Below are 25,654 nucleotides of genomic sequence, written 5' to 3'. Positions count from 1 at the left end.
CCATGGCCACCAACACGCTCCGCGCGAAGCGCCGTTCCTCGGCGCTTCGGACGGCGGCCTTCATGTCGCCGTGGCTCGTCGGGTTCGGCGTCTTCTTCGCCTATCCCCTGGTGTCCACCGTGTACTTCTCGCTGATGAAGTACGACGGCTTCGGCGTCCCGGAGTTCCGGGGCCTGGAGAACTGGGCGTACGTCTTCCAGGACTACCCGCTGTTCTGGCCCGCCCTGCGCAACACCCTCTGGCTGGTCCTGGTGATGGTGACCTGCCGGGTGGTGTTCGGGCTCGGGGTCGGGCTGCTCATCACGAAGATCAGGACGGGCGCCGGGGTCTTCCGGACCCTCTTCTACCTGCCCTACCTCGCGCCGCCCGTCGCCGCGACGCTGGCCTTCGTCTTCCTCCTCAACCCCGGTACGGGGCCGGTCAACTCGGTCCTGGAGGGGCTGGGAGTACCGGCGCCCGGCTGGTTCACGGACTCCGCCTGGTCCAAGCCGGCGCTGACCGCGCTCGCCGTGTGGGGTGTGGGCGACCTCATGGTGATCTTCATGGCGGCGCTGCTCGACGTGCCGAAGGAGCAGTACGAGGCGGCCGAGCTGGACGGGGCCTCGGCCTGGCAGCGGTTCCGGTTCGTGACGCTGCCGAACATCTCGCCGATCGTGCTGTTCGCCGTGGTCACGGGCGTGATCCAGACCATGCAGTACTACACGCAGCCGCTGGTCGCCGGGAAGGTCGCCTCCGGGATCATCGGCGGCTCCGGGCAGTCCTTCGAGCCCGGCTATCCCGACAAGTCGACCCTCACCCTCCCCCAGCTCGTCTACAACCTCGGCTTCCAGCGCTTCGACTACGGCTCCGCCTGTGTGGTCGCGCTCGTACTGTTCGCTCTCGCCATGGCGTTCACGGCGCTGCTGATGCGCCGCCGGGGCGGTCTGATCCAGGCAGGTGACCGATGACCACCCAGGTACCGACGGCTCGAGTGCCGGTCCGGCCCACCGCGGCCGGCGGCCCGCCGCCCACCGAGGAGCGCACCGCCCGCCGGCGCGTGCTGCTGCACTGGATCGCCGTCCACTCCCTCGGCGTGGCCGCCGCGCTCTTCTTCACGCTGCCGTTCGTGTTCGTGGTGCTCACCTCGCTGATGAGCGACCAGCAGGCCCTCACCCGGGATCTGTGGCCGCACACCTGGGAGTGGGGCAACTACCGCGCCGTCCTGGACACGCCCGGCTTCCTCACCTGGTGGAAGAACACGCTGTTGTACGCGGGCCTCGGCACCGTGCTCACCGTGGCGTCCTCGATCCCGGTGGCGTACGCGCTGGCCAAGTTCCGCTTCCGGGGGCGGCACCTGTCCCTGATGCTGGTGATCTCGATGATGATGCTGCCCCCGCAGGTGATCATCATCCCGATGTACCTGTTCTGGGCGAAGCAGCTGGACCTGTCCGGCACGCTGTGGCCGCTGATCATCCCGATGGCCTTCGGCGACGCCTTCTCCATCTTCCTGCTGCGCCAGTTCCTTCTGACCATCCCGGACGAGTACCTGGACGCGGCGAAGGTCGACGGCTGCGGGGAGCTGCGCACCCTGCTGAAGGTCGTCCTGCCGATGGCGAAGCCGGGCATCGCGGCGGTAGCCCTCTTCCAGTTCTTCTACGCCTGGAACGACTACTTCGGCCCCCAGATCTACGCCTCCGAGAACCCCGGCGCCTGGACCCTCTCCTACGGCCTGGAGTCCTTCAAGGGCGCCCACCACACCGACTGGAACCTCACCATGGCCGCGACCGTGCTGGTCATGGCCCCCGTGATCCTCGTGTTCTTCTTCGCGCAGAAGGCGTTCGTCGAGGGCGTCACACTGACCGGAGTAAAGGGTTGATGACTGCATGAAACTCACCGTGGTCGGCGGCGGTTCGACCTACACGCCCGAACTGATCGACGGCTTCGCCCGGTTGCGGGACACCCTGCCCGTCGAGGAACTCGTCCTCGTCGACCCGGCGGCGGACCGGCTGGAGCTGGTGGGCGGCCTCGCCCGGCGCATCTTCGCCAAACAGGGCCACGACGGGCGCGTGGTCACCACCTCCGACCTGGACGCGGCCGTCGACGGCGCCGACGCCGTACTGCTCCAGCTGCGCGTCGGCGGACAGGCGGCCAGGCAGCAGGACGAGACCTGGCCGCTGGAGTGCGGCTGCGTCGGGCAGGAAACGACCGGCGCGGGCGGGCTCGCCAAGGCACTGCGCACCGTGCCGGTGGTGCTGGACATCGCCGAGCGGGTGCGCCGGGCCAACCCGGACGCCTGGATCATCGACTTCACCAACCCGGTCGGCATCGTCACCCGCGCCCTGCTCCAGGCCGGGCACCGGGCGGTCGGGCTGTGCAACGTGGCGATCGGACTGCAACGGAAGTTCGCCGGGCTGCTCGGGGTGACGCCCGCCGACGTCCACCTGGACCACGTCGGCCTCAACCACCTCACCTGGGAGACCGGCGTGCGGCTCGGCGGCCAAGAGGGCGAGGACGTGCTGCCCCGCCTGCTGGCCGAGCACGGGGAGGCGGTCGCCGCCGACCTGCGCCTGCCCCGCCCGCTCCTGGACCGCCTGGGCGTCGTCCCCTCCTACTACCTGCGCTACTACTACGCCCACGACGAGGTCGTCGACGAGCTGCGCACCAAGCCGTCGCGGGCCGCCGAGGTCGCGGAGATGGAGCGGCAGCTCCTCGAGATGTACGGCGACCCGGCCCTGGACGAGAAGCCCGAGCTGCTCGCCAAGCGCGGCGGCGCCTACTACTCCGAGGCCGCCGTCGACCTCGCCGCCGCCCTGCTCGGCGGTACGGGCTCCCCGTACCAGGTGGTGAACACCTACAACCGGGGCACGCTGCCCTTCCTGCCCGACGACGCGGTGATCGAGGTGCCGGCGGCGGTGGGCGGCAAGGGCGCCGCCCCGCTGCCGGTGGCGGACGTGGACCCGCTGTACGCGGGGCTCATGGCGAACGTGACCGCGTACGAGGACCTGGCCCTGGACGCGGCCCTGCGCGGCGGCCGGGACCGGGTGTTCCGGGCGCTGCTCGCCCACCCCCTCGTGGGTCAGTACGCCTACGCCGAGCGGCTCACCGACCGGCTGATCGCGCACAACCGGGAGCACCTGGCGTGGGCCTGAGCGCGAGTGTCCTCGCCGTCGACGCGGGCAACAGCAAGACCGACGTGGCCGTGGTGGCGGCCGACGGGGAGGTCCTCGGCACGGCCCGCGGCGGGGCCTTCCGGCCGCCGGCCGTGGGTGTCGAGCGGGCCGTGGACGCCCTGGCGGACGCGGTGGCACGGGCCTTCGCCGCGGCCGGTGTCACCTGCGTCGACCACGTGTCGGCGTGCCTGGCCAACGCCGACCTGCCCGTGGAGGAGGAGCAGTTGGCCGCCGCGCTGCACGCGCGCGCGTGGGGTACGGGTGTCGAGGTCCGCAACGACACGTTCGCGGTCCTGCGGGCGGGCGTCGCCGAGCCGCTGGGGGTCGCCGTCGTGTGCGGGGCGGGCGTGAACTGCGTCGGCATGCGCCCCGACGGCCGCACCGCCCGCTTCCCGGCCATCGGCCGCATCTCCGGCGACTGGGGCGGCGGCTGGGGGCTGGCCGAGGAGGCGCTGTGGCACGCCGCGCGCGCGGAGGACGGCCGGGGCGGGCCGACGGAGCTGGCCCGCACACTGCCGGCGCACTTCGGGCTGGACTCGATGTACGCCCTCATCGAGGCCCTGCACCTGCGGCGGGTCGAGCCGGTGCGGCGGCACGAGCTGACCCCCGTGCTGTTCGCCACGGCGGCCGGCGGCGACCCGGTCGCGCGGTCGATCGTGGACCGGCAGGCCGACGAGGTGGTGGCCATGGCCGTGGTCGCGCTGACCCGCCTCGACCTGCTGGAAGAACCCGCGCCGGTCCTGCTGGGCGGCAGCGTGCTGGCGGCCCGGCACCCGCTGCTCGACGGGCGGATCCGGGAGCTGCTGGCCGCCCGTGCCCCCAAGGCCGTGCCCCGGGTGGTGACGGCCCCGCCCGTGCTGGGCGCGGTGCTGCTGGGCCTCGACCACGTGGGTGCCGGGCCCGGGGCCGGGGAGCGGGCCCGCGCGTACTTCGCCGCCTGAGCCGCCACGGCCGCCACGGGAACCGAACCGGTTCCCGTGGCGTATTCATGGGCAGGGGTGGTGCGGTGCACCGGGATCACATCAAGATCGGGTGAAGGCCGGTGCGAATGTCGGTGCGGACAGCGATACTTGCGGCGACGGATGACCATGGGGGAGGTCAGCAGTGAATCGACCGCCGGAGGGCAGCGCGGCACCGCCGCCGGAGACGGAGCCGCGGCGCACCGCCTTCGCCGAGGGCGTGGACCGGCTGCGCGCGGCCGCGGTCACCGAGCCGGGGCGGCTGCGCATCATCGGCGCGCTGCTCGCCGTGCTCGTCGTCGCCTTCGGCACCGTCACCGCCTGGCAGATGAACGCGCGGACCACCGCGGCCGACGACGTGCTGACCCGCAGCCAGCCGCTCAGCTCCGCCGCGGCCGACATCTACCGCTCCCTCGCCGAGGCCAACACCGCGGCCTCCAGCGGCTTCCTGGCCGGCGGCCAGGAGACGGAGGACTCCCGCACCCGCTACGACAACGGCATCCGTACGGCCGCCGAGGGGCTGGTGACGGCCGCCGCGAACTCCGAGCCGAAGTCCCCCGCGGCGACGACCATCGCGAAGCTCAACCGCCTGCTGCCCGAGTACAAGGGCCTGGTCGAGCGCGCCCGCACCTACAACCGGCAGGGCTTCCCGGTCGGCGGCGCCTACCTGCGCTACGCCAACGAGAAGATGCAGAAGGAGATGCTCCCGGCGGCGGAGGACCTCTACAAGAAGGAGAACCAGCGGCTGGGCGCCGACTACGGCGACGCCAAGCCCTACCCGTGGGCGGCGATCGCCCTCGGCGTGGTCCTGCTCGCCGCGCTGGCCTGGGCCCAGCACCGCAACTACCGGCGCACCAACCGCGTCCTCAACCACGGCCTGGTCGCCGCCACCGCCGCCTCCGCGGTGGTGCTGCTCTGGCTGGCCGTCGGGCACACCGTCGCGCGGTCGAACCTGACCGACTCCTACGAGCACGGCGTGCGCTCCCTCAACGCGCTGAACGAGGCCCGCATCGCCTCCCTCAAGGCCCGGGGCAACGAGAACCTGACCCTGGTCTCCCGCGGCGCCGAGACGACCAAGGTGGGCGACAGGACGCACGACTCCTACGACCTGGCCTTCGGCAAGAACATCGACAGCCTCGGCAAGGCCCTGGCCGAGGCGGGGCGGCTCGCCGACGACACGTCCGGCGCACAGCCCGTCGACACGGCGAACGGCAACATGACGGAGTGGAAGAAGCGCCACGCCTCGGCCCGTACGCAGGACGAGAACGGCAACTACCAGCAGGCGCTGAACCTGGTGATCGGCGGCGACGGCGCCACGGTGGAGTGCTTCGACGGCGTCGACGAGGCCCTCGCCACCGCCCTGAAGCACGAGAAGGCGGAGTTCGAGCAGGCGGCGGGCGACGGCCTGGACGCGATGGGCTACCTGCCGCAGGGCGCGGGCGTGCTCGCCGCGCTGGGTGCGGCCGGCGCGCTCATAGGCATCGGCCGCAGGCTGTCGGAGTACCGGTGAGGCGGGGCACGGGCCCGGCGGGCCGGTGGGAAGGGGTGCCCGTGAAGCCCGTGGAGGCAGGACCCGTGAGAGGGGGCGTGAGGATGCGTGCGGGACGGTTGCGGACCGGTCTGAAGGGCTGGGGCGGTGTCGGGGCGATGGCCTTCGCCTGCGTCCTCGCGGTGCTGGCGGCCCTGCTCCTGCCGATGGTGCCCTGGCACGGCACGGGCGGTGGCGGCGGCGGTGCGGACGACGACGGCCGCGGTGTCGCGCACGGCAGCCAGGCGCGGGCCGCGCAGGAGTGCACGGACCCGCAGAAGCAGACCCTCGCCCCGTCCGGGGACGGCGGGCCCACCATCGACGAGATCCGCGCCCGCGAGGGCGAGAAGCGCAAACTGGTCGTCGGCGTCGACCAGAACAGCTACCGGTGGGGCTACCGCGACCCGAACAGCGGCGGCGACGCCGAACTGGAGGGCTTCGACATCGACCTGGCGCACCGGATCGCGAAGGACATCCTCGGCGACGAGGACGCCGTGCAGTTCAAGGCGATACCCACCGACCAGCGCGTCCCCGCGATCCAGGACGGCCGGGTCGACATGGTGGTCCGCACGATGACCATCAACTGCGACCGGCTGGAGGACGTCGCGTTCTCCGCCCCCTACTTCAGGACCGGCCAGCAGGTGCTGGCACCCAAGTCCTCGAAGATCACCGGGTACAACGGCACGCTGGCCGGCAAGGAGATCTGCACGGCGGCCGGTTCGACGGCGCTGAGCACGCTGGAGCAGGACCAGCAGGACGGCAGGCTCGCCGAGGGCGTCGACCTGCGCACCACCGTCCCCAACCAACTCGACTGCCTGGTGCGGCTCCAGCTCGGCGAGGTCGACGCGGTCGTCACCGACGGCGCACTCGCCGCGAGCCAGGCCGCGCAGGACCCGACGGTCGAGCTGAAGGGCGACGCCTTCACCACCGAGTACTACGGCGTGGCGATGAAGAAGGACGCCGACGATCTGGTACGCCGGGTCAACCGGGTCCTCGAGGAGTGGCGCGCGGACCGGGCCGGCGGCTGGCAGCACTCGTACGAGGAGTGGCTGTCGGAGACCATGGACGACGCGGCGAAGTCGCTGCCGCCGACCCCGCAGTACCTGCGCACGAGCTGACCGGCGGCGGCGCGGGAGAAGACAGAGCACACGCACGGCACACGCAAGTCCGCGACGGCGAGAGGTGATCGATGGGCGACACGGGACCCACCGGGCCGGTGATGGACCGGGACGAGGTGGACCGTGCGCTGGCGCGGCTCGGCGCGGAGCACGAGGCGATCGAGACCTCGCTCCTCGCCCTCCAGGACCACGCGGGCCGCAGACTCCTCGAGGGCGCCGAGCTGACCGGCGTCACCGCCGAGCGCTGGAGTGCCGCGGAGGCGTCGATCACGCTGCTGTGGACCTACTTCGACGCGTACACGGGCGCGCTGCGCACCGCCCGCGAGATCCGCTCCCGGCGCCGCTGGTCCAGCCGCGAGGACCTGGCGGAGCTGACGGAGCTGCTGCGCGGCGAGGCCGTCACGGTGGCCGGCTCGGCCGCCACCGCCAACGCGCCCACCCCGCACGGCGGCCCCGGCCGGCTCAGCGAGCGGTACTCGCTGGTGACGCTGGTCGAGCGGATGAACCAGCTCTACGCGACCTCCCTGGACATGGTGGTCGCCGCCGACGCGGTCTGGTCGGCGCTGCCCGCCCGGATCGATTTACTCGCCGCCGAACTGGGGCGCACCCGCAAGCTGGCGCACTCCGTCGGCGTGCGCCCGGGCGAGCACCCGGCGGGCGACGACCTGGAGCGGATCACCCGCACCCTGACCCGGCTGCGCGAGCAGGTGGTCAGCGACCCGCTGGCCTTCTGGACGCCCGCCCAGGGCAGTTCGGCGCCGGGCGGCGGCCGTCCCGACACCACGGTGTACGACCGGGAGGCGCGCGCCCTCGAGGAGGTGCGCCGCGAGATCGACGCGGTGCTGGCCGTGCGCCAGGACGCCGAGCAGCGGATCGTGCGGCTGCGGGACGTGCTCTCGCGCGCGGACCGCACGCTCGCCGAGGCCCGCACCGCGCGCGGCGAGGTGCTGGCGAAGATCGCCGCGACCGAGGTGCCGGTGGTCGGCGGGCCGCCGATCGTGCTCCAGGAGCAGCTCGCGGCGGCCGCCGAGTACCGCAGGCACGCCCAGTGGCACCGGCTGTCGCCGCTCCTGGAGTCCCTGGAGGAGAAGGCGGAGGACGAACTGCTGCGGGCCCGGGAGTCGCTGACGGCGGTCACCGCGCCGCTCGCGGTCCGTGCCGAGCTGCGCGGCCGGCTCGACGCGTACAAGGCGAAGATGGCCCGGCTGGGCCACGCCGAGGATCCCGAGCTGGCCGAGAAGTACGAGAAGGCGCGCCGCATGCTGTGGAGCGCGCCCTGCGACCTGCGCGTCGCCGAGCAGGCCGTACTGCGCTACCAGCACGCGGCGGCCGAACTGCTCGGCGCCGCCCGGCGCGTGCCCGGCCAGGGCGGACCGGTGGACCGGACGGGACCGGGCGCATGAGCGGTGACCTGAGCGACGAGGGGGAGGCAGCGTCATGAGCGAGGCAGGGCGGACGTGTCAGCGTCCCGGCTGCGACGGGACCTACGAGGACATGGGCGGCGGCGAGCTGTACTGCGACACGTGCGGTCTCGCGCCGGTCGTCGCCGCGGGCGGCGCGCTCGGCTCGACACCGACCGGCGTGACCGGGGGCGGCGGCGGGGGCCGGGGTTCGCGCGGGTCGCGCGGTTCGTCGGGCAGCGGCGGCGGTTCGCGCTCCAGCGCCCGCAGCTCCCGTACGTCCTCGCAGTCGTCGAAGTCCCGGCGTTCCGTGTCCGGGCGGCTCTCCCGGGCCGTCTCGGGCCGCTCCACGGGCCGTTCGGTGTCGGTGCGCAGCTCCGGTTCGGGCGCCGCCTCCACCGGGCGCGGACGGCTCGGCGTCGGTCTCGTCGAGGTACCGGCGGTGCCGCGGCCCGACCCGCGCGAGATGGTGATGGACCACCCCGAGGTGCCCGAACGCAAGCGGTTCTGCTCGCGCTCGGACTGCGGGGCGCCGGTCGGGCGTTCGCGCGGCGAGCGGCCGGGCCGCACGGAGGGCTTCTGCACCAAGTGCGGCCACCCGTACTCGTTCGTGCCCAAGCTGACGGCCGGGGACGTGGTGCACGGCCAGTACGAGGTGGTGGGCTGCCTCGCGCACGGCGGCCTCGGCTGGATCTACCTCGCCGTCGACAAGGCGGTCTCCGACCGCTGGGTGGTCCTCAAGGGCCTGCTGGACACCGGCGACCAGGACGCGATGGCGGCGGCGATCTCCGAGCGGCGCTTCCTCGCCGAGATCGAGCACGCCAACATCGTGCGGATCTACAACTTCGTCGAGCACCTCGACCAGCGCACCGGCTCCCTCGACGGCTACATCGTCATGGAGTACGTCGGCGGCAAGTCGCTCAAGGAGATCGCCAACGCCCGGCGCTCCCCCCAGGGCCGCCGCGACCCGCTGCCGGTCGAGCAGGCCTGCGCGTACGGCATCGAGGCGCTGGAGGCGCTCGGCCACCTGCACAGCCGCAAGCTGCTGTACTGCGACTTCAAGGTCGACAACGCCATCCAGACCGAGGACCAGCTCAAGCTCATAGACATGGGCGCGGTGCGCCGCATGGACGACGACGAGTCGGCCATCTACGGCACGGTGGGCTACCAGGCCCCGGAGGTCGCCGACGTCGGCCCGTCGGTGGCGTCCGACCTGTACACGGTCGGGCGGACCCTCGCCGTGCTGTCGTTCGACTTCCAGGGCTACACCACCGTGTACGCGGACTCGCTGCCCGACCCGGACACCATCGAGGTCTTCCGGCAGTACGAGTCGTTCTACCGGCTGCTGGTGCGGGCCACCGACCCGGACCCGGCCCGCAGGTTCGCCTCCGCGCAGGAGATGGCGGAGCAGTTGACGGGCGTGCTGCGCGAGGTGGTCTCGCTCCAGACGGGCCGCGCGAGGCCCGCCGTCTCCACGCTGTTCGGGCCCGAGGTGCGGGTCACGGACACGGAGCTGTTCCCGCGCCTGGACGGCGAGGTGTCGCGGCTGGGGGCCAGGGTGCCCCCGGCGAGAGGACGGCGGGGCGGCTCCGGTGCGGCCCTGCCGGGCGGAGCGGGACCCGCGCCCGCGCTGCCGGGCGGGTCCGGTCCCGCCGTCGGCGCGCCGGGCGGGACCGTCGCGCACGCCCCGCCGCTCGGCGCGGGTACGGGGGCGGTTACGGGAGCGGGGGCGCCGGGTACGCCGGTGGCCGCGTCCGGGGGCGCGAGCGCCTCGCTGCCGGGTGCGGTCAGCTCGGTCGGCGGTCTCGGCACCGGGGCCGCCGGCCTGGTCAAGGACGCCGACGCGCCCACCGCCTCGCTGGCGCTGCCGGTCCCCCGGGTCGACGCCGGCGACCCCAACGCGGGGTTCCTGGCGGGCCTCATGGCGTCCGCGCCGGCCGAGCTGCTCACCGCGCTGGCCGCGGCCCCGGCGCCGTCGACCGAGACCCGGCTGCGGCAGATCCGGGCCCGCCTGGAGAACGGCGACGCGTCCGGCGCGCTGGCGGCGCTGGAGACCCTGGAGGGTGAACGCCCCGACGACTGGCGGGTGGTCTGGTACCGCGGTCTCGCCGCGCTGGTGACCGGCGCCCACGAGGACGCCGCGCTGGCCTTCGACGCGATCTACGACGCCTTCCCCGGCGAGATCGCGCCCAAGCTGGCGCTCGGCCTGTGCGCGGAGGTGCTGGGGCAGCTCGACAACGCCGCCGAGTACTACCGGCTGGTGTGGTCCTCCGACCCGAGCCATGTCAGCGCGGCGTTCGGTCTGGCCCGGGTGCAGCTGGCCGCGGGCGACCGGGCCGGTGCCGTACGGACGTTGGAGTCGGTGCCGGAGTCGTCCGTCCACTGCACCGGGGCGCGGGTGGCGGCCGTACGGGCGCGGCTGCGGCAGCGCACCGCGGCCGCGGGCGACCTGCGGTTCCTGGACGACCTGATCGCCGCCGCGCGGCAGGTCGAGGCCCTGGACGTGTACGGTCTGGATCCGGCACGGCGCGAGCAGCTGTCGGCCGAGGTCCTCGGTTGCGCGCTGGACTGGGTACTCTCCGGAGGTCGGGGTTCCGTCCCTCCCGCCGCCGGGGGACGGACGCTGCTCGGCAGCGGCCTGGACGAACGCGGCCTGCGTTTCGGCCTGGAGCGTTCGTACCGCACGCTGGCCCGGCTGGCGCGGGGCGGCGAGGAGAGGATCGACCTGGTGGAACGTGCCAATCGTTACCGCCCCCGGACGTGGGTGTAGTTGATGTCGCAGATGCCCCAGCAGGCCGCTGTGCCGAAGTGCCCGAGCTGCGAGGAACCCCTCGAGTCGGGTGACCGTTTCTGCGGTGCGTGCGGATACGACCTGTCCGTCGTGCCCGCGCGGCCCGAGGACAGTCCGACCCTGGCCATCCACGGCGTGGGGCCCGCGCCGGACGACGTGGACTGGCCCGTGGCCCGGGACTCGGACGGCCACGGCCACCCCGCCCCCGTGCACGCGGCGGCCGAACTGCCGGGCACCGACTCGGGCGGCTCCCCGCTGCCGCCGCCCCCGCCCGCTCCACCCGCGGCGCCGCCCTCGGCCCCGGCGGCTCCGGCGGCTCCGGCGGTGGCCCCGGCCGGGTCGCCCGCGCCCGGGGTGCGGTTCGACCGGCCCGGCGAGCCCGACGAGTACCCGTTGCAGGCGCCCGACCCGCGGCTGACCGCCGAACAGGCCCGGGTGCCCGGACAGGCCCAGATGCCCCGACAGGCCCCGGCTCCCGAACCGGCCGCGGCCTCCCGGCAGCCCGCTCCCGCCGGACCTGCCGAGGCCGAGAAGGTGTGCGTGGCCTGCCGCGCGGGCCGGGTCGACGACGACGGCTACTGCGAGAACTGCGGGCACGCCCAGCCCCGCGAACGCGACCACATGGAGCAGGAGTCGGGGCCGATCGCCGCCGTCAGCGACCGCGGCCTGCGCCACCACCGCAACGAGGACGCGTTCTCGGTGGGCTGCACCGCGCTGCCCGACGGCGCGCCCGCCTCCGTGGCGATCGTCTGCGACGGCGTGTCCTCGGCGACCCGCCCCGACGACGCCTCCCTCGCCGCGTCCCGGGCGGCCGGCGAGACGCTGCTCGGCGCCCTGCCGCGCGGCACGCACCCGCAGCAGGCCATGCACGACGCCATCCTCGCCGCCTCGCAGGCCGTCAACGCGCTGGCCGACGAGCCCGCCACCGCCCTCGAGCAGGCCCCGCACCAGAACGCGCCCGCCTGCACCCTGGTCGGCGCCGTGGTCACCGCGGGCCTGCTGGTCGTCGGCTGGGTCGGCGACAGCCGCGTCTACTGGGTCCCGGCCGACCGCTCCACCCCGCCCGCCCGGCTCACCGAGGACGACTCGTGGGCCGCGCAGATGGTCGCCGCCGGTCTGATGAGCGAGGCGGAGGCCTACGCCGACGAGCGCGCCCACGCGATCACCGGCTGGCTGGGCGCCGACGCCTACGAACTGGAGCCGCACACCGCGTCCTTCAAGCCGGACCGCCCCGGTGTGGTCGTGGTCTGCACGGACGGCCTGTGGAACTACGCGGAGTCCGCCGAGGAGATGGCCGAGGCCGTGCCCCTGGACGCCGCCGCCCGTCCGCTGCACGGCGCCCGCGTGCTGGTGGGCCACGCCCTGGACGGCGGGGGCCACGACAACGTAACAGTGGCCCTCCTGCCGTTCCCGGCCCCGTCCCAGGGGGCAGGATCGGCCTGAGGCCCCCGCACGGTCACGGGTGGAGGGGCGGCCTCGCGGACCGCAGGGGGCGGTCCGCGCCAGCGAGCCAGGACCCCCGCCACTGGGGGGACGTAGAGGGGGATGCGATCCGGCATGGCCAATTTCTCGAAGTCGAACGTGCCGCAGTTCGCGGTGGACGTCTACCAGAACGAGTACCTGCCCGAGGGCGGCCGTGAGGTCAACGCCATCGTCACGGTCACCGCGACCGGCGGCGGCACGGTCGGGAGCGCGGTCGCCGCGCCCCACCTGTACTCGCCCGGCCAGGGACCGTCCGCCGCCGTGGCGTTGATGGTCGACTGCTCCGGCTCGATGGACTACCCGCCGACCAAGATGCGCAACGCCCGCGACGCCACGTCCGCGGCGATCGACACCCTGCGCGACGGCGTGCACTTCGCCGTGGTCGGCGGCACACACGTGGCCAAGGAGGTCTACCCGGGCGGTGGCCGGCTCGCCGTCGCGGGCGACACCACCCGGGCGCAGGCCAAGCAGGCGCTGCGCAGCCTCGGCGCGGGCGGCGGCACCGCCATCGGCACCTGGCTGCGGCTGGCCGACCGGCTGCTGTCCACCGCGGACGTCGCCATCCGGCACGGCATCCTGCTCACCGACGGCCGCAACGAGCACGAGTCGCCCGAGGATCTCAAGGCCGCGCTCGACGCCTGCGCCGGGCGTTTCACCTGCGACGCCCGCGGCGTGGGCACCGACTGGGAAGTGAAAGAAGTCACAGGGATCGCCTCCGCCCTGCTCGGCACCGCCGACATCGTCGCCGATCCGGCGGGCCTGGCCGCCGACTTCACGCAGATGATGGAGACGGCCATGGGCAAGGAGGTCGCGGACGTGGCGCTGCGGCTGTGGACCCCGGTCGGCACCACCGTGAAGTTCGTCAAGCAGGTCGCCCCGACGGTCGAGGAGCTGACCGGCCGCCGCACCGAGGCGGGACCGCGGGCCGGTGACTACCCCACCGGTTCCTGGGGCGACGAGTCCCGTGACTACCACGTCTGCGTGGAGGTACCGGCCGCGGGCCTCGGCCAGGAGATGCTGGCCGCCCGGGTCTCGCTCGTCATCCCGGAGCCCGACGGGTCCGTTCAGAACCTCGGCGCGCAGGGTCTCGTACGGGCCGTGTGGACGGACGACATGACGGCCTCCACGTCGATCAACCCGCAAGTCGCCCACTACACCGGGCAGGCAGAACTGGCACAAGCCATCCAGCAAGGGCTCGATCTGCGCAAAGCGGGAGACATCGACGGAGCAACGGCCAAACTGGGCCGCGCGGTTCAGCTCGCCGGTGCCTCCGGAAACGCCGATACGGCGAAACTGCTCGCGAAGGTGGTGGACGTAGTGGACGCGGCGGCAGGTACTGTGCGACTGAAAGCGAAGGTCGAGGAGGCCGACGAGATGACTCTCGAGACCCGGTCGACCAAGACTGTTCGTGTAAAGAAGTGACGCACAACAACCGCGCGACACGCCCGCAAGAGAGGGAAGCTCCGACATGCCGACCTGCCCGAACGGACACCAGTCGGGTTCCGACGACTGGTGCGAGGTCTGCGGTCACCGCATGGCCGGTGCCGTGCCGCCCCCTCCGCCGCCACCGCCGACCGCCGGCGGTTACGGCTTCCCGCCGCCCGCCGGTCCGGGCGGTCCCGGCGGGCCGGGCGGCGCTCCCGGTGGCGGTCCGGGCGGTCCCGGAGGCCCCGGTGGCGAGCCGCAGTTGTGCCCGCAGTGCCGCACGCCGCGTGAGGGCGGTGCGCCGTTCTGCGAGGAGTGCCGGTGGAACTTCCTGACCAACACCGCCACCTCGTACACCCCCGCCGCCCCGCGCCCGCCGGCGTCCGGCGGCCCGGCGCCCGCACCGCACTTCGGGCAGCCGCCCTCGGGTCCGTCGTACGGCGGCGGTGACGCGTACGACTACCAGGGCTCCCGCCCGTCCCAGGTGAACCGTCCCGCGGAACCGATCCCTCCGGGCCCGCCGCCCTTCGGCGCCGACCCGTCGGGTCGCGGTGGCGGCCCGGGCGGCCCGGGTGGCCCCACGGGCGGTCCGGGCGGCCCCTTCGGCCCCGGCGGGCCCGGAGGTGCTGACAGGCCTGGTGGGCCTGGTGGGTCCGGTGGCTTCGGCGGGCCCGACGGACCCAACCGTCCCGGTGGTTTCGGCGGACCGGGCGGCCCTGACGGACCCGGCGGTTTCGGCGGACCTGGCGGCCCCAACGGTCCCGGGGGCCCGGGTGGCCCCAACGGTCCGGGCGGTCCGGGTAGCCCTGGCGGTCCCGGTGGCTTCGGCGGCCCGGGTGGCCCCAACGGTCCGGGTGGCCCGGGTGGCCCCAACGGCCCCGGTGGCCCCGGTGGCCCCGGTGGTTTCAACGGCCCGGGCGGCCCCGGCGGCCCGGGCGGCCCCTCCGGCCCTCCGGCCCCTCCCGGTTTCGGCAGCGACCCGTCGCGTCCGGTGCCGCCTCCGCCCGGACCCGTCCCGCCCCCGCCCGGTGGCGGTCCCGGCGGTCCCGGTGGCCCCGGTGGCGCTCCGCAGGGATACCAGGCCGGTCCGCCGGCCCCGCCCGCCTTCCCGCAGGAGACCAACCGCCCGCAGCAGGGCGGCCCGTCCTTCGGCGGTGACGACGACTGGGTGCTCTCCCCGCCGTCGTCGACCGGACCGGGCGGACCGGGTGGACCGGCAGGTCCGGGCGGCGGTCCGAACGGCCGGGGCCCGGCCCAGGGCGGCGGCTACGGCTACCCGCAGCCCGGCGCCACCCAGGCCCCGCCCGGCCAGGGCTTCCCGCAGCAGCCGCAGCGGTCGACGACCTGGTCGGCGACGATCGGCCCGGACCGCGAGTACTTCATGGCGATGATGCAGCGCTCCGGCCCCGAGGCCGCGGGCCTGAACCTGCCCGCGTACTCGCCCGAGCAGCAGCGCACGCTCACCGGCAACCAGATCACCATCGGCCGCCGCCGGCACTCCACCGGCGACACCCCGGACATCGATCTGGCCGTGCCGCCGGAGGACCCGGGCGTCTCGCACCAGCACGCGGTGCTGGTGCAGCAGCCGGACGGCAGCTGGGCGGTCGTCGACCAGAACTCGACGAACGGCACGACGGTCAACGGCGGCGAGGAGCCGATCCAGCCCTTCGTGCCGGTGCCGCTCCAGGACGGCGACCGGGTGCACGTCGGCGCCTGGACGACGATCACGATCCGCCGGGGCTAGGCGGACGGCTCGGGTCGGCGCGACCGGCACGCGCCGTCAGGCGAACGGCCAGGCGTAGGGGCCCTCGGGGTCGTCCAGCCACGCCCAGGCCCGTTCGCCGCTGACGGTGATGCCGTAGCGCTCGCGGCGCGGGGCGTCCTCGCGGTCCCACAGCGCGTACGCCTCCTGCGGATCGAGCCCGCCCCGGCTCAGCGCCAGCAGGAAGCGGAACAGGTCGTCCTCCCGGGCCCGGCGCGGTACGCCGCCCAGGCCCGGCGTCTCGGCCTCGGCGCGCTCCGCGCCCCGCAGCGGCACGAAGTACGCGGGCGTGTGCAGGAACCGCCCCTCGGCATGCCCGGCGTCGCGGACGGTGAGGACGACGAGGCCGGTGGCCAGCGGGGTCAGGATCCGGCCGCCGGGGCGGCACTGGGCCAGCCAGGCACGCGGCACCGAGGCCAGCGTGCAGGTGGCGAGGATCCGGTCGTAGGGGGCGCGCTCGGGGACGCCGCGGGCGCCGTCGCCCGTGACGACGGCCGGGTGGTACCCGGCGGTGTCCAGGTGCCGGCGGGCCGACTCGGTGATCTCGGGGTCCAGGTCGACGGTGGTGACCAGGTCGTCGGCGCCGAGGCGGTGGGCGAGCAGGGCGGCGTTGTAACCGGTGCCGGCGCCGATCTCCAGGACCCGGTGGCCCTCGCTCACGTCCAGTTCCACCAGCATCATCGCCATCAGCGCGGGCTGGCTGCTGGAGGAGAGCAGTTCGCCGTCGCGCAGCCGGGTCGCCAGTGGGGCGTCGGCGTACGCGCCGAGCACCCAGCGCTCGCGGGCGTGGCGGTCGGGGTGCTCGCCCCACCGGCGTTCGTACCCGCCGCGGACGCCGACGTAGTAGTACGGCACGAAGAGGTGGCGCGGGACCTGCCGGAACGCCTCCCGCCACACCGGGTCGGCCGCCCACGCGCCGCTCAGCTCGATCTCCCGCACCAGCTCCGCCCGCGCGGAGGCGGCGAGGCTGTCCAGGTCCTCGTACCCGCCCATGTCTCCACAGTACGGGCCGGGCGCGCACGGCGGGCAGGGTCCCGGAGCGGTCCTAGGCCTCGAGTCCTATGTCCCCGTGTCTGAGACCATGGACGGCGTGAATGAGATTCGGCGCGGCACGCTTCAGGAGCAGACCTTCTACGAGCAGGTCGGCGGGGAGGAGACCTTCCGCCGGCTCGTCCACCGCTTCTACGAGGGGGTTGCCGAGGACCCGATCCTGCGGCCGATGTACCCGGAGGAGGACCTGGGTCCGGCCGAGGACCGTTTCGCGCTGTTCCTCATGCAGTACTGGGGCGGCCCGACGACGTACAGCGACAACCGGGGCCACCCGCGGCTGCGGATGCGGCACGCGCCCTTCGCCGTCGACCGGGCCGCGCACGACGCCTGGCTGAAGCACATGCGGGTCGCGCTGGACGAGCTGGGCCTGTCCGAGGAGCACGAGCAGACGCTGTGGAAGTACCTGACGTACGCGGCGGCCTCGATGATCAACACCCCGGGCTGATCCCGCCGCCGGCGGACTGACGGACGTATTCCGGTCAGCCGACGCCGGATTCCGGTCACAATCCGGTCAAGTCCCAGTCCCAGGCGCTTACTTCCGCGCCTTCCCCTCTGACAGCATCCCGGAGACGTCTGCACGACAGCGGCGGGGGGCCGGGTGGCAGGGTACGGGGGGCTCGTCGGGTTCGTCCTGCTGCGGGCGCGCGCGCACCGGCTGCTGCTGGCCGCGGCCCTGCTCACGGTCCTGCTGACCACCACGGTGCTGGCCGCCCTGACCGCCTACTCGGGCGCCGTCGGCGACGCGGCCCTGCGGCACGCACTGGCCGACGCGCGCACCGGGGCCGACGCCGCGCTGATCGTGAAGGCCGACGTACCGGCCGAGCAGCGGCCGGCCGCCGACGCCACGGTGCGCGAGGGCGCCGCGAGGACCTTCGACGGGCTGCCGCGCACGGTACGGACCCTGGTGCGCTCGGGCCCGTACGCGCTGCCCGGCTCCCTGCGGCCCCCCACCGAGCGGTCCGGCGACCCGGACCTGACGTTCTTCGCGGCACTCGACCCGACGCAGGTCCGCATCGACGAGGGCCGGATGCCCGCGAACGATGGCGCGGACGCCGACGGCACCGTCGAGGTGGCGGTGCCGGTGGCCGCCGCCGAGCGCATCGGTGTCGGCACGGGCGACCGGCTCACGCTCACCGACCGGCTCGACGGTCCCGCCGTCCGCGTCGTGGTGAGCGGTCTGTACCGGCCGGCCGACGCCGGGTCACCGTACTGGCGGCTCGACGACCTGGCCGGGCGCGGCGTCCAGGAGGGCGGCTTCACGACGTACGGGCCGCTGCTCGCCCCGCCCGGGGCGCTGAGCGGCGGCCGGGTCGGCGCGGGGTCGTCCGGGTGGCTGGTGACGGCGGACTACTCCTCGCTGACGAGCGGACGGACCCGGGACCTCGGGGACGCGGCCCGGGACGGCACGGCGTGGCTGCGCGAGCAGAAGGTGCTCAGCGGCACCACCGCGGCGACCACGGAGCTGCCCGCGATCCTGGAGCGTCTCGACCGTTCGCTGGCGGTGTCCCGTTCCACCCTCCTGGTCATCGCGCTGCAACTGGTGCTGCTCGCGGGCGGTGCCCTGCTGCTGGTGGCGCGGCTGCTGAGCGTGGAGCGGGCGGGCGAGCTGCGGCTGCTGCGGGCGCGCGGCGCCTCCCGGGCCCGGCTGGCGGCGGGTTCGGCGCTGGAGGCGCTGCTGCTGGCGGTGCCCGCGCTGATCTGCGCGCCGCTGCTGGCGGGACCGCTGGTCGGGCTGCTGGCCGGGCAGGGCGCCCTGGCCCGGATCGGGCTCGGCTGGGAACCGGCGGCCGGCGGCAGCGGCACGGTGTGGCTGGTGACGGCGGTCGCGGCGTTCGGGTGCACGCTGGCCGTGGCACTGCCCGCGCTGACCCTGGCGCCGGAGGCGGGCGGACGGCCCCGGGCGCTGCCGGGCCGGCTGCGGGCCGGCGCGGACGTGGGCCTGCTGGTGATCGCCGGTATCGCCTACTGGCAGCTGGACCGGCAGACCTCCGCCGCCGGGACGGGCAAGGCCGAGGGCGCGGGTGCGGGTGCGGGCGCGGGTGCGGGTGCGGGCGGTCTGGGGGTCGATCCGCTGTTCGTGGCGACGCCCACGCTGGCGCTGCTGGCCGGGACGGTACTGACGCTGCGGCTGCTGCCGCTGGTGGCGCGGCTCGCGGAACGCCGGGCGGCGAGCGGGCGCGGGCTCGCGGCGGCGCTGGCGGGCTGGCAGCTGAGCCGCCGGCCGATGCGCGGGGCGGGGCCGGTGCTGCTGCTGGTGCTCGCCGTGGCGCTGGGCACGATGGCGATCGGGCAGGGTGCCTCGTGGTCCCGTTCGCAGGACGACCAGGCCGACTTCCGCACGGGTGCGCCGATCCGGATGCAGGCCTCGGGCACGCCGGGACCGGGCCGCACCGACCTGATCGCGGGCGTCACGGGCGTGGCGGAGGTCGCCCCGGCGGCCCGGTCCGAGGTCACCCTGTCCGGCGACCGGACGGCGACGGTGCTCGCGCTGGACACCTCGCACGCGGCGGGGTCGATGCTGCTGCGGCCGGACCTGGCCGACGCGTCGCCGCGCGAGCTGCTGTCCGGGATGGCGCCGGGCCGGCCGTCGAAGGGCGCGCGGATCCCGGCGGACACGGCCCGGCTGGCGCTGGCCGCGACCCTGACCGTCCCGGACGCCGTCCCGGACACCGGGCCTGGCACGGGAGCGGACACAGGGCCGGACGCGGGACCGGACACGGGACCGGACACGGGCGGCTCCCGGTCGGCGGACGTGACGGTCACCGTCGAGGACCGCTGGGGCACCCCGTACCGGCTGGACGCCGGATCGCTGGCCGCCGACGGCCGGGAGCACACGCTCGGCCTGGACGTCTCCGCCGGACCGCTCACCCTGACCGGCGTCGAGTTCACGGTGGTCCAGCCCGGCGGCCGGGGCGAGGAACACCGCCTGACGGTACGGCGGGTGACCGCCACCGCCCCCGACGGGACCGTACGCCGGGTGCCGTTGCCGGACGCCTGGACGGCCAAGGCGGAGCTGTCGCCGCCGCCCCCCGTGGGGGACGCGGGCAGCGCGCCGTCCAAGCCCCGCCTGCTCGGCTCCGAGCCGCTCGGCGTCGAGTACTTCACGGGCCGCTCGGACGGCGGTTGGCAGCTCGCCACCCTGACCGTGCGGCTGCGGGTCGCGCAGCCGAAGGCGGCCGAGGTGACCGCCGTGGCCACCGACCGCTTCCTCGACTCCTCGGGCGCCCGCACCGGGCAGCGCGTCACGGTGCTGATCGGCGGCCACGACGTCCGGGTGCGGATCGTCCGCTCGGTGCGCGAGCTGCCGGGCACCGGTCCCGAGACCCCCTCGGCGCAGTTCGGCGGCGCCCTGCTGGTCGACCTGCCGTCGGTCAACCGGCGGCTGCAAAGCGCGTACGGCGCCGTCCTCGCGCCCACCGAGTGGTGGCTGCGGACCGGGCCGGGGAGGACCGGCGAGGCGGCGGCGGGCCTGCGGGCGTTCCCGGACACCGCCCCGGCCCGGGTGCTGGTGCGCGACGAGGTCGCCGAGCGGCTGCGTGACGACCCGTTCGGCGCCGGCCCCGGGGCGGCGTTCGCCGCGGCGACCCTGGTGGCGGTGGCGCTCGCCGCGGTCGGCTTCGCGGTGAGCGCGGCCGGGTCGCTGCGCGAGCGCGGCACCGAGTTCTCCGTGCTGCGTGCCCTGGGCGCCTCACGCCGCCGCCTGGCCCGCACGGTCGCCGCCGAGCAGGGCGTGCTGACCGGCCTGGCGCTGCTGACCGGCGCGGCCCTGGGCGCCGTCCTGACCCGGGCGGTGATCCCGCTGACCGTGCTGACCCCGCAGGCCACCCGCCCCGTGCCGGACGTCCACGTGGCGCTGCCGGCCGACCGCATCGTCCTGCTGCTGGCCGGCACGGCCGTCGTCCCGCTCCTGGTCACCGCGACCCTGGCGCTGCGCCGCACCGACACGACGGTGACCCTCAAGGACGGAGGTACCGGTCGGTGAACCCCGTGACCGCGCCCTGGGTGCGGACCCGGCTGCGGGCCGCGCCCGGCGCCGCCGTCGCGCTGGCGGTGCTGGTGGCGCTGACCGCGTGCCTGGCCGCCGCGTTCCCCCGGGCGCTGGACCGGTACACGGACGCCGGTCTGCGCCAGACCGTCGAGCGGGCCCCGGTCGACGAGAGCGGCATCCTGGTGACCGCCGGGCCCGACCTCGACGCGGGGGTGGCCCACACGGAGGAGAGCGTCCGGCCCGAACGCCTCGCCGAGCTCTACCGGTCCACCCTCGACACGGTCGGACCTCCCCTGGTCATCGACGAGAAGCGGTCCTCCTACGGGGTCCGCACCACCGAACCCCTGCCGTCGCCGGACAGGTGGCTCCCCCGGCCCGACGGCCTCCCCGCGGAGATGCTCCTCGCCGCCCCGCACGGTCTCGCCGACCACGCCCGGCTGCGCTCCGGCCGACTGCCCGAGGTCACCGGCGGGGAGGCGAGCGTCAGGACCGCCGAGGTGCAGGCCGCGGTGACCGAGGAGACGGCCCGCATCCTGCACATCGAGGTGGGCTCGGTCATCCACCTGCCGGGCAGCCACGGCCTCACCGTCCGCGTCACCGGCATCGTCGTCCCCGAGGAGGCCGACAGCCCCTACTGGTCCGTCGTCTCCCTGCTGCGCACCCCTTCCCTGCGGCGGATGCCGGGGCCGATGGGGGTCTCCAACCCCAGCTACTGGGTCGGCGGCCTGCTGCTCGCCCCCGAGGCGGCACCCGCGCTGCTGGGCGCGACCCCCACGGTCCGCTACTGGCACCTGGCCCCCGACCCGGACGCCCTGCACAGCCGCGACGTCGACGCACTCGCGTCCGCCGTGGCCTCCCTGGAGTCCGGTCCGGGCCTGGAGCGGCTGCACGCGACGATCAGCCCCCTCACGGACGTCGCGACCGGACTCGACGCCGCCTTCACCGCGTACGAGGGACTCCGCGGCGACATCGGCCCGCTGGTCCTCGTCGCCGCGTCCGGCGCGGGCACGGTCGCCGTCGTCGTCCTGCTGCTGGCGGGCGGCCTGGCCACCGACCGGCGCCGCGCCGAGCTGGCCCTGCTGCGGGCCCGCGGCGCCTCCGTACGGGGCATGGCGGGGCGGCTGCTCGCCGAGACGGCCGTCGTCGCCGTGCCCGCGGGCGCCCTCGGCCTCGGCGCGGCCCTGCTCGCGCTGCCCGGCGCCCGGCTGCTCCCCGCGCTGTGGGCCGCGGGCGCGGTCACCGCCGTGGCCTGCCTGGCGCTGCCGCTGCGGGCCGTCGCCGCGCACCACGCCGTGCGGATCCACGCCGTGCGGATCCACGACGGCCGCCGGGACACGGCGTCCCCGCGTGCGTCCCGGCGCCGTACGGTCGCCGAACTGACCGTCGTGGTCCTCGCGCTCGGCGCGGTCGAGCTGCTGCGCCGGCGCGGGACGGCGGACGGCGCCGGCGGCCTGGTGGCGATGGCGCCGGTCCTGGTCGGGGTGGTCGCCGCGCTGGTACTGGTGCGCCTGTACCCGCTGCCCCTGCGCGCGCTGGCCCGCCCGGCCCGGCGGTTGCGGGGCGCCGTCGGACCGCTCGCGCTGGCCCGGGCCGGCCGCACCTCGGCCTCCACCGTGCTGCCGCTGCTCGCGCTGCTGACCGCGTTCACCGTGGCGGCGTTCGGCGGTTCGGTCCTCAGCGGCGTCGCCGACGCCCGCGACCGGGCGGCGCTGATCTCCGTCGGCGCCGACGGCCGGGTGGAGGCGGAAACCGCGCTGCCCGCCGGGCTGACCGGCCGCCTCGGGCAGGTGCCCGGGGTGCGGAAGGTCACCGAGGTCGGCCTCGACTACCGGGCCAGGACCGCCGACGGCCGCCAGTCCCTGCCGCTCGCGGCGGTGGACCCGGGCGACTACGCGGCGCTGGCCGGGCGGACGCGCCTCGGCGCGTTCCCCGCGGGCGAGCTGAGACGGCCGGACAGCTCCGAGGACGGCGCCGAGGACGCGGTGCTGCCCGCGCTGGCCTCCCCCACCGTCGCCGAACGGTTCGGCGACGGCGCCTTCCAGGTGCGCCTGGCCGACGGCGGCTTCGCCACACTGCGGATCGTCGCGGTCCGCGACCGCACCCCCGCCGTGTACGGCGACGACTTCCTCGTCGTGGACCGTGCCGGGCTGCCGGCCGCGGCCACCCGGCCGAACGTACTGCTGCTGACCGGCGACGGCGACGGCCTGGACGAGGGCGCGGTGCGCCGGGCCGCGGACGGCGCCGGCACCGTCCACCTGCGGTCCGAGGAGCGCGGCAGGTTCGTGGACTCCCCGTTGCAGTCCGGCGCGGAACGCGTCTACACGACCGCGGTGGCCGCCGGTGCCGGCTACGCGGCGCTGGCCCTGCTGCTGTCCCTGGCGAGCGCCGCACCGGAACGCGCCGCGCTCCTCGCCCGGCTGCGCACCATGGGCCTCACCCGCGCCCAGGGCCGCCGCCTGCTCGTCCTGGAGTCGCTCCCGCAGGCCCTGCCCGCGGCCCTGGGCGGCGTCCTGACCGGCTGGGCCGCCGTACGGCTGCTCTCCCCCGGCATCGACCTGACGACCATCGCGGTGTCGTCGACGGCGTCCCCGGCGGGGCGCGCGGAGCTGAGCGCCGACCCGTGGTCGCTGGCCGTCCCGGCGGTGGCGGTGCTGGTCCTGACGGTGGGGGTGGCGGCGCTCCAGGCGTGGTGGTCGGGCCGCCGCGGAGCGGTGGCGGAACTCCGGGCGGGCGACGCGCGGTGAGGGCCCGGCCCAGGGAAACACGGCGGACCGCGGACACGGAGACGGACGCGGATGCGGACACGGAGGAGAGCCGATGACGACCAACCCCACCCTCGCGGACCTGGCCGACCGCGCCACCGCGTCCCGGGACCGGCCCGCGTACGGCCACGACGCCCTGATCACCTGCGACCGCCTGGTGCGGATCTTCAGCGCGGACGGGGTGGAGGTGCAGGCCTTGCAGGGGCTCGACCTGCTGGTCCGGGAGGGCGAGCTGATGGCACTGGTCGGTGCCTCGGGCAGCGGCAAGTCCACGCTGATGAACATCCTGGCCGGTCTGGACACGCCGACCGCCGGGGCGGCCCGGGTCGCGGGGCGCGACCTGCTCGCGATGTCGGCGAAGGACCGCCTGGCCTACCGCCGTTCGGTGGTCGGCTTCGTGTGGCAGCAGACATCCCGGAACCTGATGCCGTACCTGACCGCCGCACAGAACGTCGCGCTGCCCATGCAGCTGGCCGGCACCGGCGGACGCCGGGCGGCGCGCACCCGGCGCGCGCTGGAGCTCCTGGACCTGATGGGTATCGCGGAGTGCCGCGACCGGCGTCCGCGGCAGCTGTCCGGCGGGCAGCAGCAGCGGGTCGCCATCGCCGTGGCCCTCGCGGGCGACCCGTCCGTGCTGCTCGCGGACGAGCCGACGGGCGAGCTGGACTCCCACACCGCGGAACAGATCTTCGCCGCGTTCCGCACGGCGAACGAGCAGTTGGGCACCACGGTCGTCATCGTCACCCACGACCAGGCGGTGGCCGGCGAGGTCCGCCGCACCGTCGCCATCCGCGACGGCCGCACCTCCACGGAGGTGCTGCGCCGCAGCGAGGTGGACGCCGAGACCGGCCACGAGAGGGTCGTCGCCCGCGAGTACGCCATGCTCGACCGCGCCGGCCGGCTCCAGCTGCCCGCCGACTACACCGCGGCCCTCGGCATGCGCGACCGCGTCGCGCTGGAACTGGAGTCCGACCACATCGCCGTACGCCCAGACGACAGCGAGGCCGGGCACTGAGCGGCGATCCGGACGGTTCGGAGGGTCCGGAGGGTCCGGAGGGTCCGGAGGGTCCGACCAGCACCCCGGCCGGCCCGCACGGCCAGAGCGGCCGGCCAGAGCGGCCCGCACGGCTTAGCGCACGCTGATGCCCAGGGCCCCGGTTCCCGCCCGCCGCAGCGCGACGGAGCCGAAGGGCGTGCGCAGCCGCAGCCACGCGCCGGAGGAGAAGAGCGTCGGCGCGCCCTCGCCCCCGCCCGCGCCGGAACCCGGCGCTCCGGAGGGCCGCAGGAACCCGAGGGACTGGGCCGCGTGCACGGCCCGTACCGGCAGCCCGGTCTCCCCGACCGTCCGGGACCAGATGTCCCGCCCGATGCGGTCGAGTTCGGCCCGCGTACGGTCCTCGGCCGCCAGTTCCTCGGTACGCGCCCGGAACTCCGCCACCGCCGCGGCGACCAGCGCGCGCAGCGCGTCCGGTGCGGGCAGCCCCGCCTCGGTCCGCCAGCCCCCGCGCGGAGGCAGCACCCCGGCCCAGGGCGGGCCGGTCACCGCGTCCGGCACCCCGGAGGTGGCCGCCTGCTCGTCCACGGTCTCCAGCAGCTCACCGGCGGAGACGGTCACGTCGAGCGTGACGTCGAGCCCGTTCTCGTACGGCTTGGCCAGCCGTACCGCGCGCACGGCCAGCACCTCGAAGGAGGGCGGCCGCCCGAAGACGGCCAGGGCCGTGCCGGCCGCCTGGAGGCGCACCGCGGCCGAACGGTCGTAGTGGAGCAGCCGGGAGAGGAAGGCGGCGAGATCCGCGGCCTCCCCCTCGTCGGCCAGGTGGAGCACCGTCATGCGGCGACGGCCTCCTCCTTGGTGTCCGTGTACTCCTGGAGGAACTCCCGTTCCTCGGCGGTGATCCGCCGGGGCCGCTGCCCCTCGAAGTCGAACGGCACGATCACCGTGGAGGCGCGGACGTAGATCTCGTCGCCGTCCTTCACCTCGTAGGTGAGGGTGAAGGAGGCGGCCCTGATCTCCGTGACCCACAGCTCGATGTCGACCGGGTGGTGCCGGTGGACGAGCTGCCGCTTGTAGTCGATCTCGTGGCGCGCCACCACCGACCCCTGCTTGAAGTCCTTCTCCGGGCGGAACAGGAAGTCGATACGGGCCTCCTCCAGGTAGCGGAGGAAGACCACGTTGTTGACGTGGCCGTACGCGTCCATGTCCGCCCAGCGCAGTGGGCAGCGGTAGATGTGCCGCAAGA

The 25,654-nt window shown here is 75.1% G+C and carries 18 protein-coding genes; 15 read left to right on the top strand and 3 right to left on the bottom strand.

The features are described 5' to 3' along the window. The first annotated feature begins 2 nt into the window (after positions 1 to 2). The 11 genes from B9W62_RS25370 (at position 3) to B9W62_RS25320 (ending at position 15,596) form a co-directional block, all read left to right on the top strand. Positions 3 to 947, top strand: coding sequence for a carbohydrate ABC transporter permease (locus B9W62_RS25370; RefSeq protein WP_087809304.1), 945 nt, complete (start codon positions 3 to 5; stop codon positions 945 to 947). Further along, a complete protein-coding gene (locus tag B9W62_RS25365; RefSeq protein ID WP_087809303.1) occupies positions 944 to 1,855 on the top strand; it encodes a carbohydrate ABC transporter permease in 912 nt (303 codons plus the stop codon). The genes B9W62_RS25370 and B9W62_RS25365 overlap by 4 nt, the downstream gene beginning before the upstream one ends. Positions 1,856 to 1,862: 7 nt before the next feature. Continuing rightward, positions 1,863 to 3,128 (top strand): 6-phospho-beta-glucosidase, encoded by a 1,266-nt coding sequence (locus B9W62_RS25360; protein WP_087809302.1) that lies wholly within the window; start codon positions 1,863 to 1,865, stop codon positions 3,126 to 3,128. Further along, positions 3,119 to 4,090, top strand: coding sequence for an N-acetylglucosamine kinase (locus tag B9W62_RS25355; RefSeq protein ID WP_179235658.1), 972 nt, complete (start codon positions 3,119 to 3,121; stop codon positions 4,088 to 4,090). Before B9W62_RS25360 ends, B9W62_RS25355 begins: the two co-directional genes overlap by 10 nt. A gap of 163 nt (positions 4,091 to 4,253) precedes the next feature. Continuing rightward, positions 4,254 to 5,618 carry a hypothetical protein gene (locus B9W62_RS25350; protein ID WP_107424217.1) on the top strand — a complete coding sequence of 455 codons (1,365 nt, stop codon included), beginning with the start codon at positions 4,254 to 4,256 and terminating at the stop codon, positions 5,616 to 5,618. 83 nt (positions 5,619 to 5,701) lie between these two features. Beyond that, positions 5,702 to 6,754: a glutamate ABC transporter substrate-binding protein gene (locus B9W62_RS25345; protein ID WP_087809301.1), complete on the top strand. Its 1,053-nt coding sequence runs from the start codon at positions 5,702 to 5,704 to the stop codon at positions 6,752 to 6,754. Between the two features lie 71 nt (positions 6,755 to 6,825). Then, a complete protein-coding gene (locus B9W62_RS25340) occupies positions 6,826 to 8,157 on the top strand; it encodes a coiled-coil domain-containing protein (protein ID WP_087809300.1) in 1,332 nt (443 codons plus the stop codon). 34 nt (positions 8,158 to 8,191) lie between these two features. Further along, entirely contained in the window at positions 8,192 to 10,924 is a 2,733-nt protein-coding gene (locus tag B9W62_RS25335; RefSeq protein ID WP_087809299.1) for a serine/threonine-protein kinase, read from the top strand. Between the two features lie 3 nt (positions 10,925 to 10,927). Further along, complete coding sequence (locus tag B9W62_RS25330; protein WP_087809298.1) at positions 10,928 to 12,388, top strand: PP2C family protein-serine/threonine phosphatase; 1,461 nt, start codon at positions 10,928 to 10,930, stop codon at positions 12,386 to 12,388. 114 nt (positions 12,389 to 12,502) lie between these two features. Continuing rightward, on the top strand, positions 12,503 to 13,849 hold the full coding sequence (locus B9W62_RS25325) for a vWA domain-containing protein (protein ID WP_087812094.1): 1,347 nt from the start codon (positions 12,503 to 12,505) through the stop codon (positions 13,847 to 13,849). Positions 13,850 to 13,895: 46 nt separating this feature from the next. Next, positions 13,896 to 15,596, top strand: a complete 1,701-nt coding sequence (locus B9W62_RS25320) for an FHA domain-containing protein (protein ID WP_087809297.1) — start codon at positions 13,896 to 13,898, stop codon at positions 15,594 to 15,596. A gap of 36 nt (positions 15,597 to 15,632) precedes the next feature. On the opposite strand, the gene B9W62_RS25315 is transcribed toward B9W62_RS25320, so the two are convergent. Continuing rightward, a complete protein-coding gene (locus tag B9W62_RS25315) occupies positions 15,633 to 16,607 on the bottom strand; it encodes a methyltransferase domain-containing protein (RefSeq protein WP_087809296.1) in 975 nt (324 codons plus the stop codon). An 88-nt stretch (positions 16,608 to 16,695) separates the two neighbouring features. On the opposite strand from B9W62_RS25315, the gene B9W62_RS25310 reads away from it, so the two are divergent. From B9W62_RS25310 to B9W62_RS25295, 4 genes are all read left to right on the top strand, one after another. After that, complete coding sequence (locus tag B9W62_RS25310; protein ID WP_011028501.1) at positions 16,696 to 17,109, top strand: globin; 414 nt, start codon at positions 16,696 to 16,698, stop codon at positions 17,107 to 17,109. Positions 17,110 to 17,262: 153 nt separating this feature from the next. Beyond that, positions 17,263 to 20,646 (top strand): ABC transporter permease, encoded by a 3,384-nt coding sequence (locus B9W62_RS25305; protein ID WP_087809295.1) that lies wholly within the window; start codon positions 17,263 to 17,265, stop codon positions 20,644 to 20,646. Next, positions 20,643 to 23,396, top strand: coding sequence for an FtsX-like permease family protein (locus tag B9W62_RS25300; RefSeq protein ID WP_256976575.1), 2,754 nt, complete (start codon positions 20,643 to 20,645; stop codon positions 23,394 to 23,396). Before B9W62_RS25305 ends, B9W62_RS25300 begins: the two co-directional genes overlap by 4 nt. 73 nt (positions 23,397 to 23,469) lie before the next feature. Next, entirely contained in the window at positions 23,470 to 24,429 is a 960-nt protein-coding gene (locus tag B9W62_RS25295; RefSeq protein WP_087809294.1) for an ABC transporter ATP-binding protein, read from the top strand. Positions 24,430 to 24,543: 114 nt separating this feature from the next. Here B9W62_RS25295 and B9W62_RS25290 read toward each other — a convergent pair whose 3' ends face one another. Continuing rightward, complete coding sequence (locus B9W62_RS25290) at positions 24,544 to 25,245, bottom strand: DUF8185 domain-containing protein (RefSeq protein WP_179235657.1); 702 nt, start codon at positions 25,243 to 25,245, stop codon at positions 24,544 to 24,546. Beyond that, positions 25,242 to 25,652 (bottom strand): acyl-CoA thioesterase, encoded by a 411-nt coding sequence (locus B9W62_RS25285; RefSeq protein ID WP_087809293.1) that lies wholly within the window; start codon positions 25,650 to 25,652, stop codon positions 25,242 to 25,244. The genes B9W62_RS25290 and B9W62_RS25285 overlap by 4 nt, the downstream gene beginning before the upstream one ends. Between the last annotated feature and the right edge of the window lie 2 nt (positions 25,653 to 25,654).

This window comes from Streptomyces sp. CS113 (genome assembly GCF_002188365.1).
GTDB classification, from domain to species: Bacteria; Actinomycetota; Actinomycetes; order Streptomycetales; family Streptomycetaceae; genus Streptomyces; species Streptomyces tendae.
This window is presented reverse-complemented; position numbering and strand designations above follow the sequence as displayed.

Coding starts and splice junctions, on each gene's coding strand:
- B9W62_RS25365 (WP_087809303.1), top strand. CDS start 944: ATGACCACCCAGGTACCGACGGCTCGAGTGCCGGTCCGGCCCACCGCG.
- B9W62_RS25290 (WP_179235657.1), bottom strand. CDS start 25,245: ATGACGGTGCTCCACCTGGCCGACGAGGGGGAGGCCGCGGATCTCGCC.
- B9W62_RS25315 (WP_087809296.1), bottom strand. CDS start 16,607: ATGGGCGGGTACGAGGACCTGGACAGCCTCGCCGCCTCCGCGCGGGCG.
- B9W62_RS25330 (WP_087809298.1), top strand. CDS start 10,928: ATGTCGCAGATGCCCCAGCAGGCCGCTGTGCCGAAGTGCCCGAGCTGC.
- B9W62_RS25360 (WP_087809302.1), top strand. CDS start 1,863: ATGAAACTCACCGTGGTCGGCGGCGGTTCGACCTACACGCCCGAACTG.
- B9W62_RS25310 (WP_011028501.1), top strand. CDS start 16,696: ATGGACGGCGTGAATGAGATTCGGCGCGGCACGCTTCAGGAGCAGACC.
- B9W62_RS25335 (WP_087809299.1), top strand. CDS start 8,192: ATGAGCGAGGCAGGGCGGACGTGTCAGCGTCCCGGCTGCGACGGGACC.
- B9W62_RS25320 (WP_087809297.1), top strand. CDS start 13,896: ATGCCGACCTGCCCGAACGGACACCAGTCGGGTTCCGACGACTGGTGC.
- B9W62_RS25370 (WP_087809304.1), top strand. CDS start 3: ATGGCCACCAACACGCTCCGCGCGAAGCGCCGTTCCTCGGCGCTTCGG.
- B9W62_RS25345 (WP_087809301.1), top strand. CDS start 5,702: ATGCGTGCGGGACGGTTGCGGACCGGTCTGAAGGGCTGGGGCGGTGTC.
- B9W62_RS25295 (WP_087809294.1), top strand. CDS start 23,470: ATGACGACCAACCCCACCCTCGCGGACCTGGCCGACCGCGCCACCGCG.
- B9W62_RS25340 (WP_087809300.1), top strand. CDS start 6,826: ATGGGCGACACGGGACCCACCGGGCCGGTGATGGACCGGGACGAGGTG.
- B9W62_RS25325 (WP_087812094.1), top strand. CDS start 12,503: ATGGCCAATTTCTCGAAGTCGAACGTGCCGCAGTTCGCGGTGGACGTC.